The sequence below is a fragment of the Motilibacter peucedani genome, from assembly GCF_003634695.1.
GTDB lineage: Bacteria > Actinomycetota > Actinomycetes > Motilibacterales > Motilibacteraceae > Motilibacter > Motilibacter peucedani.
The window spans coordinates 71,516-85,003 of record NZ_RBWV01000001.1 but is presented as its reverse complement, the minus strand read 5'-3'; the positions used below and the strand labels follow the sequence as shown (position 1 = coordinate 85,003).

At 75.8% G+C, this 13,488-nt stretch carries 15 protein-coding genes; 14 read left to right on the top strand and 1 reads right to left on the bottom strand.

Annotated elements, in window-relative coordinates; translation table 11 throughout:
* The first annotated feature begins 4 nt into the window (after positions 1-4).
* The 3 genes from priA (at position 5) to hisF (ending at position 3,502) form a co-directional block, all read left to right on the top strand.
* Complete coding sequence (gene priA, locus CLV35_RS00375; RefSeq protein ID WP_231121238.1) at positions 5-748, top strand: bifunctional 1-(5-phosphoribosyl)-5-((5-phosphoribosylamino)methylideneamino)imidazole-4-carboxamide isomerase/phosphoribosylanthranilate isomerase PriA; 744 nt, start codon at positions 5-7, stop codon at positions 746-748.
* Between the two features lie 85 nt (positions 749-833).
* Entirely contained in the window at positions 834-2,732 is a 1,899-nt protein-coding gene (locus CLV35_RS00370; RefSeq protein WP_147431819.1) for a trypsin-like serine protease, read from the top strand.
* On the top strand, positions 2,729-3,502 hold the full coding sequence (gene hisF / locus CLV35_RS00365; RefSeq protein ID WP_121191502.1) for an imidazole glycerol phosphate synthase subunit HisF: 774 nt from the start codon (positions 2,729-2,731) through the stop codon (positions 3,500-3,502). Before CLV35_RS00370 ends, hisF begins: the two co-directional genes overlap by 4 nt.
* Before the next feature lie 19 nt (positions 3,503-3,521).
* Here the strand turns inward: hisF and CLV35_RS00360 are convergent, their stop codons facing one another.
* Positions 3,522-4,157, bottom strand: coding sequence for a TIGR03085 family metal-binding protein (locus tag CLV35_RS00360; protein ID WP_121191433.1), 636 nt, complete (start codon positions 4,155-4,157; stop codon positions 3,522-3,524).
* A gap of 78 nt (positions 4,158-4,235) precedes the next feature.
* Here CLV35_RS00360 and hisI point away from each other — a divergent pair, with 78 nt between their 5' ends.
* The 11 genes from hisI to lgt all read left to right on the top strand — a co-directional run bounded on the left by hisI (position 4,236) and on the right by lgt (position 13,480).
* The gene (gene hisI / locus CLV35_RS19770; protein WP_183061529.1) at positions 4,236-4,613 is read left to right on the top strand and encodes a phosphoribosyl-AMP cyclohydrolase; all 378 of its coding nucleotides are present in this window, start codon (positions 4,236-4,238) and stop codon (positions 4,611-4,613) included.
* Complete coding sequence (locus CLV35_RS00355; RefSeq protein WP_183061527.1) at positions 4,610-6,139, top strand: anthranilate synthase component I; 1,530 nt, start codon at positions 4,610-4,612, stop codon at positions 6,137-6,139. Before hisI ends, CLV35_RS00355 begins: the two co-directional genes overlap by 4 nt.
* The gene (locus tag CLV35_RS00350) at positions 6,139-6,699 is read left to right on the top strand and encodes a Trp biosynthesis-associated membrane protein (protein WP_121191501.1); all 561 of its coding nucleotides are present in this window, start codon (positions 6,139-6,141) and stop codon (positions 6,697-6,699) included. The genes CLV35_RS00355 and CLV35_RS00350 overlap by 1 nt, the downstream gene beginning before the upstream one ends.
* 84 nt (positions 6,700-6,783) lie before the next feature.
* Positions 6,784-7,542, top strand: a complete 759-nt coding sequence (locus CLV35_RS00345) for an RDD family protein (RefSeq protein WP_121191431.1) — start codon at positions 6,784-6,786, stop codon at positions 7,540-7,542.
* A 4-nt stretch (positions 7,543-7,546) separates the two neighbouring features.
* Complete coding sequence (locus tag CLV35_RS00340) at positions 7,547-7,987, top strand: DUF2752 domain-containing protein (RefSeq protein WP_231121237.1); 441 nt, start codon at positions 7,547-7,549, stop codon at positions 7,985-7,987.
* A 173-nt stretch (positions 7,988-8,160) separates the two neighbouring features.
* A complete protein-coding gene (gene trpC, locus CLV35_RS00335; RefSeq protein WP_121191430.1) occupies positions 8,161-8,970 on the top strand; it encodes an indole-3-glycerol phosphate synthase TrpC in 810 nt (269 codons plus the stop codon).
* Positions 8,967-10,259, top strand: coding sequence for a tryptophan synthase subunit beta (gene trpB, locus CLV35_RS00330; protein WP_121191429.1), 1,293 nt, complete (start codon positions 8,967-8,969; stop codon positions 10,257-10,259). The genes trpC and trpB overlap by 4 nt, the downstream gene beginning before the upstream one ends.
* Complete coding sequence (trpA, locus tag CLV35_RS00325) at positions 10,253-11,068, top strand: tryptophan synthase subunit alpha (RefSeq protein ID WP_121191499.1); 816 nt, start codon at positions 10,253-10,255, stop codon at positions 11,066-11,068. Before trpB ends, trpA begins: the two co-directional genes overlap by 7 nt.
* A gap of 57 nt (positions 11,069-11,125) precedes the next feature.
* A complete protein-coding gene (locus CLV35_RS00320; protein WP_121191428.1) occupies positions 11,126-12,031 on the top strand; it encodes a DUF929 family protein in 906 nt (301 codons plus the stop codon).
* A 4-nt stretch (positions 12,032-12,035) separates the two neighbouring features.
* A complete protein-coding gene (locus CLV35_RS00315) occupies positions 12,036-12,506 on the top strand; it encodes a vitamin K epoxide reductase family protein (RefSeq protein WP_231121236.1) in 471 nt (156 codons plus the stop codon).
* On the top strand, positions 12,503-13,480 hold the full coding sequence (lgt, locus tag CLV35_RS00310) for a prolipoprotein diacylglyceryl transferase (protein WP_121191426.1): 978 nt from the start codon (positions 12,503-12,505) through the stop codon (positions 13,478-13,480). Before CLV35_RS00315 ends, lgt begins: the two co-directional genes overlap by 4 nt.
* Positions 13,481-13,488: the final 8 nt, after the last annotated feature.

Sequence of the window (13,488 nt, the reverse complement as noted above, 5' to 3'; positions counted from 1 at the left end):
TGCCGTGACCGCGCCCCGCGCCGAGGCCCCGCTCGTCCTGCTGCCCGCCGTCGACGTCGCCGACGGGCAGGCCGTCCGGCTCGTCCAGGGCGCCGCCGGCTCCGAGACCTCCTACGGCGACCCGCTCGAGGCGGCGCTCGCCTGGCAGTCCGCCGGTGCGCAGTGGATCCACCTGGTCGACCTCGACGCCGCCTTCGGCCGTGGGAGCAACCGCGAGCTGCTCGCCGAGGTCACGGGACGGCTCGACGTGTCGGTCGAGCTGTCGGGCGGCATCCGCGACGACGAGTCGCTGCGGGCCGCGCTGGCCACCGGCTGCGCCCGGGTCAACCTCGGCACGGCGGCGCTCGAGTCGCCCGACTGGGTGCGACGGGCGATCGCCGAGCACGGCGACCGGATCGCGGTCGGGCTCGACGTGCGCGGCACCACGCTCGCGGCGCGCGGCTGGGTGCAGGAGGGCGGCGAGCTGTTCGAGGTCCTGGCCCGGCTCGACGCCGACGGCTGCGCCCGCTACGTCGTCACCGACGTGGCCCGCGACGGCACCCTGACCGGCCCGAACCTCGAGCTGCTGCGCTCGGTCTGCGCGGCGACCGAGCGGCCCGTCGTCGCCTCCGGCGGCATCTCCTCGCTGGCCGACCTGACCGCCCTGCGCGGCCTCACGGGCGAGGGCGTCGAGGGCGCGATCGTCGGCAAGGCGCTCTACGCGGGGGCCTTCACCCTCGAGGACGCGCTGCGAGCGGCGAGCTCCTGACGTGGACCGACGTGTCCTGCACCACCTGGTTCGGGCGTTCCGCTCTGCTCGCCCCGTGTCGTCCGGTCCGTCTACTGTGACGCCCGTGCTCCTGCTCCCGTCCGGCGCCGCGCGCCGGCGTACCGTCCGCCCCGCGCTCGCCGTCCTGCTCGCCGTCGTCGCGCTGCTCGTGCCGGCCGCGCCCGCGCTGGCCGCCGCCTCGCCGGCGGTCCCGGCGCCCGCGGCGGTCCCGGCGCCCGCGGCGGTCCCGGTGCCCGCAGGGGCGGTGCACGACCTGCCGGCCGTGCGGCTGCCCGACCGTCCGGTGGTGCGCGACGTCGTCCACGGCACGGTGGTGCGCACGCCGAGCCGCACCCTGCCCTGGGTCCTGCCCATGATCTTCGTGCCGACGGACCCCCGGGGCGAGGTCGGCCTGTGCACCGTGTCGGCGGTGTCCTCCCGGCTGCTGCTGACGGCGGCCCACTGCGCGGTGGGCCGCGGCGCCTTCTACCTGCTGCTCGACGGCAACGCCTACGACTTCGGCAAGCCGTTCTCCCGCGGTCGGGTCGTGCCGGTCGAGGCGGTGCGCTACGACGAGGCCTACACCAAGCTGCTCATCAACGACGACATCGCCGTCATGCGCTCGGCCGTGCCGCTCGGGCTGAGCTCCTACGCGAAGGTCGGCACGCCGTCGCTGGCGTCGGCCCTGCGCCGCGGGCGCACGCTGCCGCTCTCGCTCTACGGGTGGGGCCGCTGGTCCGACCGCGTGAAGTACCCCGACGGCCACCTGCGCACGGCCAGCCTGCGCCAGCTCAACAGCGTGGCGCGGGCGACCTTCTACTCCTTCGACGACCGCCGCCAGCTCGGCGCCGGCCGGAGCCTGGGCGACGGCACCTACGCCTCGTCGTGCGAGGGCGACAGCGGCGGTCCGCTGGTCGCGCGGGTGCGTGGCGTCCCCTACGTCGTCGGCGTCACCAGCTACGGCTCGGAGAGGGGCTGCCAGACGACCCCGACCGTCTTCACCAGCGTCGGTGCCTACGCCAGGTGGCTCCGGCAGGCCAGCGCCTCGCTGCCGGCGCTCGCGGCGGCGCGCAGCCGCGCCGTACCCCTCACGCTCGTCGGTCCCAGCATCCGCACCCGCGGCAGGGCACCGGTCGCCGCGCTCGGGGCGCAGGTCACCTGCACCCCCGGGCGCTACACCGAGGGCGTCACGCTCTCCTACACCTGGGCCCGCAACGGGGACCCCACCCCGCTCGCCGCGACGGTGACCGCCGCCGGCTCCACCCACGTGGTGGAGGCGGCTGACGCCGGCCGCACGCTCACGTGCACCGTGGCCGCGAGCTACCCCCGCTCGCACGTCCGGTCGCTCGTACGCCTGCGGTTCCCGGCCGCGCCGCGTGCCGCGGGCCCGACGACGGTGACCGCACCAGCGGTCACGACGGCCTACGGCGCCGGTGCGCTCACCTGCACCCCGCCCGTCCTCAGCGGTGCCGGCGTGGTGAGCGGCTACGCGTGGGCGAGCGCCACCGCTCCCGCCGTGGTCCTCGGCACGGCCTCGACGCTGCCGCTGACACCGGCGCTGCTGGCACAGGTGGGTCCGTCGGCGACGCTGGTCTGCACGGTGACCGCCTCGAACTCGATGGGCAGCGTGCAGGTGGCCGCAGGGCTGATGCTGCCGACCCCCTCTGCGGGCGTGGCCCCGACCGGCGCGGTGCCGGCGGGGGCGGGGACCCTGCCGGTCGGCACGGTGCTGACCTGCTCGGTCACCTCCGGGACGCCCGGCACCGCTACCACCTACCGGTGGGCCCGGCTGGCCTCGCCGCTGTCGGCGGTCGGCTCCGGGTTCCCCGCCGGCACCGCGGTGGTCGCCGGCTCGACCGCGTCGACCTACACGACCAGCCGGGCCGACTCCGGCCACTACCCCGCCTGCGAGGCCGTCACGTCGTCGTGGGCGGGCGCGACGGCGTCGTTCGGGGCGACCTCGCTGAAGGGCGCGGCCTCGTGACGCTGTCGGTGCGCGTCGTGGCCTGCCTCGACGTCGACCGCGGCCGCGTCGTCAAGGGCGTCAACTTCACCGAGATCCGCGACGCCGGCGACCCGGTCGAGATGGCGCGCGTCTACGACGCCGAGGGCGTCGACGAGCTGGTCTTCCTCGACATCACCGCCAGCAGCGGCGGGCGCGAGACCACCTACGACGTGGTCCGACGGACCGCCGAGCAGGTGTTCATCCCGCTCACCGTCGGCGGCGGGGTGCGCACGGTCGACGACGTCGACCGGCTGCTGCGGGCGGGCGCCGACAAGGTCGGCGTCAACACCGCAGCCGTACGCCGTCCCGAGCTGGTGCGCGAGGTCGCCCACCGCTTCGGCTCGCAGGTGCTGGTGCTCTCGGTCGACGCGCGCCGGTGCCGGCCCGACGGTGCCCGCACGCCCAGCGGCTTCGAGGTGACCACGCACGGCGGTCGCGAGGGCACCGGCCTCGACGCCGTCGAGTGGGCCGCGCGAGCGGCCGAGCTCGGCGCCGGCGAGGTGCTGCTCAACAGCATCGACGCCGACGGCACGCGCGACGGCTACGACCTCGAGATGATCGCCGCGGTCCGAGCGGCCGTCACCGTGCCGGTCATCGCCAGTGGTGGCGCCGGCGCGGTCGGCGACTTCGCGCCGGCGGTGCAGGCAGGTGCCGACGCGGTGCTGGCCGCCAGCGTCTTCCACTTCGGCGACCTGCGCATCGGCGAGGTCAAGGACGCCCTGCGCGCGGCCGAGCTGCCCGTGCGCTGAGCCGGCCCGACCGCCGCGCTCACACCCCGAGCGCGTCCTCGGCCGCCCCGACGGTGTCCGCGTCGCCGGACACCTCGACCCTGGCCGCCGCCACCCGCCCGAAGACCCACAGCACCAGCTCGGGCACGAGCCCGCGGACCGTCGTGGTCCTCCCGCGGCGCGCGTGGAGGCGGACCTCGTCGTGCCCCGGGGTACGGCTCAGCACGAGCGCGGTGGGCGTGCTGCGGGTCAGCACGGGAGCGGCGCGGCGCAGCTGCACCCACAGCGCCTGCTCCATGCCGGCCGGCAGCTCGCGGGGGCTCCAGCCGGCTCCGCCGCGGCGCACGTCCTCGTGGTGCACGAACAGCTCGAGCAGGTTGACCTGCTCGTGCACCGGGCCCCACCCGAGCGGCGACCACCGAGGGGGGCCGCAGCGCACGCGGGCCACCAGCTCGTCCCAGTCGCCGTGGGCCAGCTCGGCCTGCGCCCGCTCCGTGCGCCCGGCAAGCGCGGCGACGAACACGCCCGCAGCGAGGTCGGGCCGGCCCTCGCGCAGCACGACGTGCGCGGCCAGGTCGCGCGCGGCCCAGCCCTCGTCGAGCGTCGGGGCGGCCGGTCCCACGTCGAGCAGGGTGCTGGCCAGGGCGGCGCGCTCGTCGCGCGCGTAGGTGGTCATGGCGCCCCCCCTTCCCCGCGCACCGCTGCGTACGCGGCTGAGGCGCACCGCTGCGTACGCGGCTGGCAGGATGGCGACGTGCCCAGCCGCGTCCCCGCCACCGCCTCCGCCCTCGCCCCTGACGTCGCCGCGCTGCTCAAGCGCGACGCCGACGGCCTCGTGGCCGCCGTCGTGCAGCAGTGGGACTCCGGCGAGGTGCTCATGGTCGGGTGGATGGACGACGAGGCGCTGCACCGCACGCTGACGACCGGTCGGGCGACCTACTGGAGCCGCAGCCGCCAGGAGTACTGGGTGAAGGGCGACACCTCCGGCCACGTGCAGCACGTGCACGGCGTCCGGCTCGACTGCGACGGGGACGCGCTCCTCGTGAGCGTCGACCAGACCGGCGCCGCCTGCCACACGGGCGACCGCACGTGCTTCGACGCGCGCGTGCTGCTCGACGCGGCAGCCTCGTGAGCACGCCGGGCTACGGCGCCGTGGAGCCCTCGCTCGAGGAGTTCCGGGCGCTCGCGAAGGGCCGCCGCGTGATCCCGGTCGTCCGCCGGCTGTTGGCCGACGGCGAGACCCCGGTGGGTCTCTACCGCAAGCTGGCGGGGGAGCGGCCGGGCACGTTCCTGCTGGAGTCGGCCGAGCACGGCGGCGTCTGGTCGCGCTACTCGATCGTCGGCGCGCAGAGCGCCGCCACGCTCACCGAGGTCGACGGCGAAGCCACCTGGCTGGGGACCCCGCCCGTCGGGATGCCCAGCGGCGGCAGCCCGCTCGACGCGGTGCGCGAGACGCTGCGGGCCCTGCACACACAGGCCCCTGACCCGGCCCGCGCGCTGCCTCCGCTCACCGGTGGGCTGGTCGGCTACATCGGCTACGACGCCGTGCGCCGGCTCGAGCGGCTGCCCAGCGTCGCCGAGGACGACCTCCACCTGCCCGAGCTCAGCCTCATGCTCGCCACCGACCTCGCGGTGCTCGACCACGCCGACGGCACGGTTGTGCTCATCGCCAACGCGGTCAACTGGGACGACAGCGACGACCGGGTCGACGAGGCGTGGTCCGGCGCGGTCGAGCGGCTCGACCGGATGACCGCCGAGCTGGCGCAACCGGCCGCCGCCACCGCCGCGGTGCTCGACCGCGCCGCGGAGCCGGACTTCCGCCGGCGCACGAGCTCCGCCGACTACCGCGCCGCCGTCGACACGGCACGCGAGGCGATCCGCGCCGGCGAGGCGTTCCAGATCGTCGTCGGGCAGCGCTTCGAGGCGCCCACCGCGGCCAGCGCCCTCGACGTCTACCGCGTCCTGCGGGTCACGAACCCGAGCCCCTACATGTACCTCCTGCGCCTGCCGCAGGGCTTCGACATCGTCGGCTCGAGCCCCGAGGCCCTGGTCAAGGTCACCGGCGGACGCGCCATGCTGCACCCGATCGCCGGCACCCGGCCGCGCGGCGCGACGCCCGAGCAGGACACGGCTCTGGCGACCGAGCTGCTCGCCGACCCGAAGGAGCGTGCCGAGCACCTGATGCTCGTCGACCTCGGGCGCAACGACCTCGGCCGGGTGAGCGCGCCGGGCAGCGTCGAGGTCGTCGACTTCATGTCGGTCGAGCGCTTCAGCCACGTGATGCACATCGTGTCGACCGTCGTCGGCCGGCTGGCCGAGGGCCGCACGGCGTTCGACGCGCTCACGGCCTGCTTCCCGGCCGGCACGCTGTCCGGCGCGCCCAAGCCGCGCGCGATGGAGATCATCGAGTCGCTGGAGCCGACCCGCCGCGGCCTCTACGGCGGCATCGTGGGCTACCTCGACTTCGCCGGCGACGCCGACACCGCCATCGCGATCCGCACGGCGGTGCTGCGCGACGGCACCGCCTACGTCGCCGCCGGCGCCGGCATCGTCGCCGACTCGGACCCGGCCACCGAGGACGAGGAGTGCTCCCACAAGGCGGCGGCGGTGCTGCGGGCGGTCGCCGCGGCCGGCACGCTGCGTCCCGCGCGCGCCTGATGGCCGCCGGCAGCCCGCGCAGCAGCGCGGTCGCCGCGACGCTGGCCGGGGGAGCGCTGCTGCTGCTCGCGGCAGGGCGCACGTGGTCCACGGTGCGCGTACGCGGTGGCGTGCCGCTCCCGCCGGTGCACCTCACGGGCCGCACCCTGGCCGCCGGCGTCCCCGCCCTCGGGCTGGTGGCCCTCGCGGGAGCAGGCGGCCTGCTCGCCGCCCGGGGAGCCGCGCGGCGCCTGGTCGGCGCGCTGCTGGTCGCGGCCGGCGCCGGTGCCGCGGCGCTGACCCTCGCCCGCGGCGTGCTGCCCGGCGCCCGCGAGCACGCCTGGGAGGAGGCGCGGCGCTCGCTCGCCGGCTCCAGCGGGTGGACCGCGACGGCCACCGGCTGGCCCGTCCTCGCGCTGGTCGGGGCGCTGCTCGTCGTCGGCGGTGGTGCCGTCGCGCTGGCGGCCCGCCGCTGGAGCGCCCTGGGCGCGCGCTACGACGCCCCGACGGCGCGGCCGGCCGGCGCCCGGTCGGCGTGGGAGGCCCTCGACCGCGGCGAGGACCCCACGTCCGGCGTGTGAGGCCCGGTTCCGCTCCGCGGCACGGTCGGCCGGCACTAGGCTGCGCGCTCGTCATCGCCCCCGTCGGTCGAGGAAGGCCACCCCATGAGCAGCGAACTCCCCCCGCCCCCGGACAGCTCCGGGAGCGCGCCGGAGCCCGAGCCCCCGGCCTACGGCAGCTCCACCGGCCCGTCGTTCGAGAAGCCGGCCGCTGAGCCTCCCGCGCCGAGCGCCCCCTCCTACGGCCAGCCGCAGTACGGCGCCCCCCAGGGCGAGCAGCCGCAGTTCGGCGCGCCCGCCTACGGCCAGCCGCAGGGCGAGCAGCAGCCGTACGGCCAGCCGCAGTACGGTGCGCCCGCCTACGGCCAGCCGCAGTACGGCCAGCAGCAGTACGGCGCACCCGCGTACGGCCAGCCGGCCTACGGCCAGCAGTACGGCCAGCCCGCCGGCTACGGCACGCCGCCGTACGCCAACTGGGGCCAGCGCGCCGGGGCGTTCGTCGTCGACTTCCTGGTCGGCTTCGTGCCGTTCGTCGTGCTCGTGGCGGTCGGCACGGCCATCGGCCACGGCGTCGGCGGCCTGCTGGTCTTCGTCGCGTGGCTGGGCTACGTCGCCTACGGGATCTGGAACTTCGTGTTCCAGCAGGGCACCACGGGCCAGACCGTGGGCAAGCGCATGCTCGGCATCAAGCTGGTGCGCGAGCAGGACGGCGCCGTCGTCGGCCCGCTCATGTCGTTCGTGCGCCAGATCGCCCACTTCGTCGACAGCGTCATCTGCTACATCGGCTTCCTCTTCCCGCTGTGGGACTCCAAGCGCCAGACGCTGGCCGACAAGATCATGCAGACGCTGGTCATCACGGTCTGAGGCCGTGAGCGCGACGACGGCGCCGCCCGCGCCGGCCGAGGGGTGGGGCGTACGCCTGCGCGCCCCCCTCGGCGCGGCCGGCGCCGCGCTCGCCGGAGTCCTCGCGCTGGTCGCGCGCGACCCGCACGAGCAGGGCTCGTGGGGCCTGTGCCCGCTGCACGCGGCTACCGGGCTGGACTGCCCGCTCTGCGGCGGGCTCCGCGCCGTCGAGGACCTCGCCACGGGCTCGCCCGGGGCTGCCGTCGCGAGCAACGCCCTGGTGGTCCTGCTGGTCCTGCCCGCGGTGGCGGCCACGTGGGCGGCCTGGCTGGTCCGCTCGGCGGGCGGCGCGACCCGCCGCCCGCTGGTCGTGCCGGCGGTGCTGAGGGGGCGTGCGGCCCTGGGCCTCGTGGTGGCCTTCGCGGTGCTGCGCAACCTGCCCGCGCTCGCCGCGCTCCGGGCGTAGCGCTCTCCTGCCGCGACCCGGTCGCGCCGGCCCGTCACCCGTCCGGAGCACCCCGGAAGGACGTCGTCGGTCCCTCGGTCTAGTCTGGCTGCGGCGTCGGGGCCCTGCCGCACTGCGGGCCCAGCAGGTCACGTGCAGGTCACGAGCAGCATCGTTCTAGGGAGCCGCCCGAGGTGACAGTCCTCGACGAGATCCTCGCGGGGGTCCGCGCTGACCTGGCCGAGCGCCAGGCGCAGGTCCCGCTCGACGAGCTGAAGGCCCGGTGCGCCCGCGTCCCCGACGGCAAGCCGGTGGTCCCGAGCTTCCGCAACAGCGGCGTCCGGGTGATCGCCGAGGTCAAGCGGCGCAGCCCCAGCAAGGGCGCGCTCGCCGACATCCCCGACCCCGCCGTCCTCGCGGCCGACTACGAAGCGGGCGGTGCGTTCGCCATCAGCGTGCTCACCGAGCAGCGCCGCTTCGGTGGCACGCTGGCCGACCTCGACGCGGTCCGGCAGGCGGTCGACGTGCCCGTGCTGCGCAAGGACTTCGTGGTGAGCAGCTACCAGCTCTGGGAGGCCCGGGCCCACGGCGCCGACCTCGTGCTGCTCATCGTGGCCGCGCTGGAGCAGAACGCGCTGGTCTCGCTGATCGAGCGGGCCGAGTCGATCGGGCTGACCCCCCTGGTGGAGGCGCACGAGGCCGACGAGGTGCGCCGCGCGGTCGACGCCGGCGCCACGGTGATCGGCGTCAACGCCCGCAACCTCAAGACCCTCGACGTCGACCCGGGGGCCTTCCCGCGCCTGGCCGGCCTGATCCCCGACGGCTGCGTCAAGATCGCCGAGTCCGGCATCCGCAGCCCGCACGACGTCATCGAGCTGGCCCGCGAGGGCGCCGACGCCGTGCTCGTCGGCGAGTCCCTGGTCACCGGCAAGGACCCGCGCACGGCGGTCGCCGACCTGGTCGCCGCCGGCGCGCACCCCGCCCTGAAGCAGCCGCGCTCGTGACCGCCGCACCCGAGCGGCCGTCGCTGGCCGAGCTGCCCGACGCCGAGGGCCACTTCGGCCGCTTCGGCGGCCGGTTCGTGCCCGAGGCGCTGGTCGCGGCGCTCGACCAGGTGGCGGCCGAGTACGCCGCGGCGCGCAACGACCCGGCCTTCGTCGCCGAGCTGGACGGACTGCTGCGCGACTACACCGGCCGACCCAGCCCGGTCACCGAGGTGCCGAAGTTCGCGGCCTCGGCCGGCGGTGCCCGCGTCCTGCTCAAGCGCGAGGACCTCAACCACACCGGCTCCCACAAGATCAACAACGTGCTGGGGCAAGCGCTGCTGACGCGGCGCATGGGCAAGACGCGCGTCATCGCCGAGACCGGCGCGGGGCAGCACGGCGTGGCCACGGCCACCGCCGCGGCGCTGTTCGGCCTCGAGTGCGTCGTCTACATGGGCGAGGAGGACACCCGCCGCCAGGCGCTCAACGTCGCGCGCATGCGCCTGCTGGGCGCCGAGGTCGTCCCCGTCACCACGGGCAGCCGCACCCTCAAGGACGCGATCAACGAGGCGTTCCGCGACTGGGTCACCAACGTCGAGTCCACCCACTACCTCTTCGGCACCGTCGCGGGCCCGCACCCGTTCCCGCAGCTGGTCCGCGACTTCCAGCGGGTCATCGGCGACGAGGCGCGCGCCCAGGTGCTCGAGCTGACCGGGGCGCTGCCCGACGCCGTGTGCGCCTGCGTGGGCGGCGGCAGCAACGCCATCGGCATCTTCACCGCGTTCCTCGACGACCCCGGGGTGCAGCTGGTCGGCTTCGAGGCCGGTGGCGACGGCGTCGACACCGGTCGGCACGCGGCCACGATCACCGGCGGCAGCCCGGGCGTGCTGCACGGCTCGCGCTCCTACGTCCTGCAGGACGAGTGGGGCCAGACCGTCGAGAGCCACTCCATCAGCGCCGGGCTCGACTACCCCGGCGTCGGGCCGGAGCACTCCTACCTGCACGACGTCGGGCGCGTCGACTACGAGCCGGTCACCGACAGCGAGGCCATGGAGGCGTTCCGCCTGCTGTGCCGCACCGAGGGCATCATTCCGGCGATCGAGAGCGCCCACGCCCTGGCGGGCGCGCTGCGCGTCGGCCGGCGGCTCGGCGAGCGCGGCACCGTGCTGGTCAACCTGTCCGGCCGCGGCGACAAGGACGTCGACACCGCCGCCCGCTGGTTCGGCGTGCTGGGCGACGACGAGATCGTCGAGGCGGCCGAGGCGACCGTCGAGCGGGCGCCTCAGGACTCGGCGGGCGAGGGCTGGTGAGCGTCCTCTCCGAGCGCCTCGCCGCCGTGCGGGGCGCGGGCCGCGCCGCGCTCGTCGGCTACCTGCCGGCGGGCTTCCCCTCGCGGGCCGACAGCGCGGCCGCCCTGCAGGCCATGGTCGAGGGCGGCGTCGACGTCGTCGAGATCGGCCTGCCCTACTCCGACCCGGTCCTCGACGGCCCGGTCATCCAGGAGGCGGTCGACCGCGCGCTGTCCGACGGCACGACCCCGCTCGACGTCTTCGCCGACGTCGCTGCGGTCGCGGCGACCGGCACGCCCGCGCTCGTGATGACCTACTGGAACCCGATCGAGCGCATCGGCCCCCAGCGCTTCGCCGAGATGCTGGTCGAAGCGGGCGGAGCAGGCGTGATCCTGCCCGACCTCCCGCCCGAGGAGGCCTCGGCCTGGACGTCGGTGGCCGCGTCGGCGGGTCTCGACAGCGTCTTCCTCGTCGCGCCGTCCTCGAGCGAGGACCGCATCGCCAAGGTCGCCGCCGCGAGCTCCGGCTTCGTCTACGCCGCCTCCCTCATGGGGGTGACCGGTGTGCGCTCCTCGCTCAGCGGCACCGCTGCCGCTCTGGTCGAGCGGGTGCGCGCCCGCACCGAGCTCCCCGTCTGCGTGGGGCTGGGGGTCTCGACGCCCGAGCAGGCGCGCGAGGTGGCCGGCTACGCCGACGGCGTCATCGTCGGCAGCGCGTTCGTCCGCCGGTTCCTCGACGCGCCCGACGCCGAGGCCGGTCGCACGGCCGCGCGCGAGCTGGCCGGCGCCCTGCGCGAGGGCATCGCGTCGGCGTCCGCGGGAACCCGCTGACCTCCTGAGCGGTTCCCCTAGCGGGAGCCGCCCGCCCGACAGAGGAGACACCACCGCATGCCCGCCGCGCGCAAGACCCCGACCGACCGGCGCGCCGCCGCACGCGCCAAGGCCGAGCAGCTCCGGCTCCAGCAGGCCAGGAGCGAGCGCCGCCGCAGGGTCCTGCTCGCCGGCAGCTCGGTCGCGGTCGTCGTCGCCCTCGTCGTCGCCCTGGTCGCCATCCGGCTGGCCAGCGGCGGCTCGTCCGACGAGTCGGGTGCGGCCTCGCAGCCTGCCGACCCCGCCGTGGTCGCGGCGGTGACCGGGGTCCCGGCCACCGCGTACGCCGCTGTGGGCACCGGCACGGTGACCGCCCAGCCGACGCCGCTGTCGGGCCAGCCGGCCCTGACCGCGGACGGCAAGCCCCGCGTCCTCTACCTCGGCGCCGAGTACTGCCCCTTCTGCGCCGCCGAGCGGTGGGGCGTCGTGGCGGCGCTCTCCAGGTTCGGCACGTTCAGCGGGCTCGCCCAGACGCACTCCTCGCCCAGCGACGTCTTCCCGAGCACGCCGACGCTCTCGTTCCACGGTGCGACCTACACCAGTGACTACATCTCGTTCACCGGCCAGGAGCTCGAGAGCAACGAGCGCGAGGGCAACGGCTACGCGCCGCTCGACACGGCGGCGCCCGCCGACCTCGCCCTGCTGCGCTCGGTCGGCAAGGGCGCCTACCCCTTCCTCGACATCGGCGGGCGCTACGCCGTCTCGGGAGCGAGCTACGACGCGCAGGTGCTGCAGGGCAAGACCCACGCCCAGGTGGCGCAGGCGCTCTCCGACCCGACGAGCGAGATCGCCAAGGGCGTGCTCGGCACCGCCAACAGCATCACCGCCGCGGTCTGCACGCTGACGGGGCAGCAGCCGGCGGCGGTGTGCTCGGCCGCCGGGGTGACCAAGGCCGCCGCCGCGCTCAGTCCGCAGAACGGCTGAGGCGGTGCCGCGTCCCGCCGCGCCGGGCTGGATGGTGACCACCTCGCTGGTGCTGTGCGCCGCCGGCCTCGCGGTCTCCGGCTACCTCACCGTCGAGCACTTCTCGCACGGCACGTCGTTCGCCTGCCCGGAGTCGTCGACGATCAACTGCGTCAAGGTCACGACGAGCAGCTACTCGAAGGTCCTGGGCGTCCCCGTGGCGGTGCTGGGCCTGGTGTTCTTCGCGGTCATGGGCGCGCTCTCGCTGCCGCCGGCGTGGCGGCCGGCCCTGCGCGCACCCCGGCTCGCCGGCGCCGCCGTCGGCGTCGTCTCGGTGCTGTGGCTGGTGTGGGCCGAGCTCTTCCGCATCGACGCCATCTGCCTGTGGTGCACGGTCGTGCACCTGCTCACGCTCGCGCTGTTCGCCGTCCTGGTGATGGGGGAGGCGCTCTCCGCCCCGCTGCCCGACGACCGCACTAGGCTCTCGGCACGATGAACTCCTACGCCTTCCTGCCCAGCCCCGGACGCGGCGTCTGGCACCTCGGCCCGCTGCCGCTGCGCGCCTACGCGCTCTGCATCATCGCGGGCGTCATCCTCTCGGTCTGGGTCGGTGAGCGGCGCTGGCAGGCCCGCGGCGGCCGTGAGGGCACGGTCAGCGACGTCGCGGTGTGGGCGGTGCCCTTCGGCGTCGTCGGCGGCCGCCTCTACCACGTGATCACCACGCCGGAGCCCTACTTCGGCAAGGGCGGCCACCCCCTCGACGCGGTCAAGGTGTGGCAGGGCGGCCTAGGCATCTGGGGCGCCATCTCGCTGGGCGCTGTCGGTGCGTGGATCGGCTGCCGGCGCCGCGGCATCGCGCTGCCGCCGTTCGCCGACGCGCTGGCTCCGGGCATCGTGCTCGCGCAGGCGCTGGGCCGGTGGGGCAACTACTTCAACCAGGAGCTCTACGGCTCGCCGACCACGCGCTGGTGGGGGTTGGAGATCGACCCGGCCCACCGGCCGGAGGACACGCCGCAGCTCGGCACCTACCACCCCACCTTCTTGTACGAGTGCATCTGGGACCTCGGCGTCGCGGGCCTGGTCGTGTGGGCCGACCGCAAGTGGCGGCTGGGGCACGGGCGCGCCTTCGCGCTCTACGTCGCCGCCTACTGCGTGGGCCGCTCGTGGATCGAGGCCATGCGCGTCGACACCGCCGAGCACTTCCTCGGCCTGCGCCTCAACCAGTTCACCGCGGCGGTGCTGTTCCTGCTGGCGACGGCCTACATCGTCGTCTCGGCGCGGCTGCGCCCCGGGCGCGAGGTCGACGTCGAGCCGGGTGCCGCGGCGCCGAGCGCGGACGTCGACGACGATGCGACGCCGGCCCACGACCCGGTGGTCGACCACCCGGCTGACGGAGACGACCCCGTGGACGTGCGCGCCGCCCACGGCGGGAGCCACCGCCTGCCGCCCAGCGACCAGACCCCGGCCTGAGCGTGCCG

Excerpts from the sequence above, each read along its gene's own strand:
- CLV35_RS00360 (WP_121191433.1), bottom strand. The coding sequence starts at position 4,157 with ATGACCACCTACGCGCGCGACGAGCGCGCCGCCCTGGCCAGCACCCTG.
- CLV35_RS00350 (WP_121191501.1), top strand. The coding sequence starts at position 6,139 with ATGGCCGCCGGCAGCCCGCGCAGCAGCGCGGTCGCCGCGACGCTGGCC.
- CLV35_RS00345 (WP_121191431.1), top strand. The coding sequence starts at position 6,784 with ATGAGCAGCGAACTCCCCCCGCCCCCGGACAGCTCCGGGAGCGCGCCG.
- CLV35_RS00320 (WP_121191428.1), top strand. The coding sequence starts at position 11,126 with ATGCCCGCCGCGCGCAAGACCCCGACCGACCGGCGCGCCGCCGCACGC.
- lgt (WP_121191426.1), top strand. The coding sequence starts at position 12,503 with ATGAACTCCTACGCCTTCCTGCCCAGCCCCGGACGCGGCGTCTGGCAC.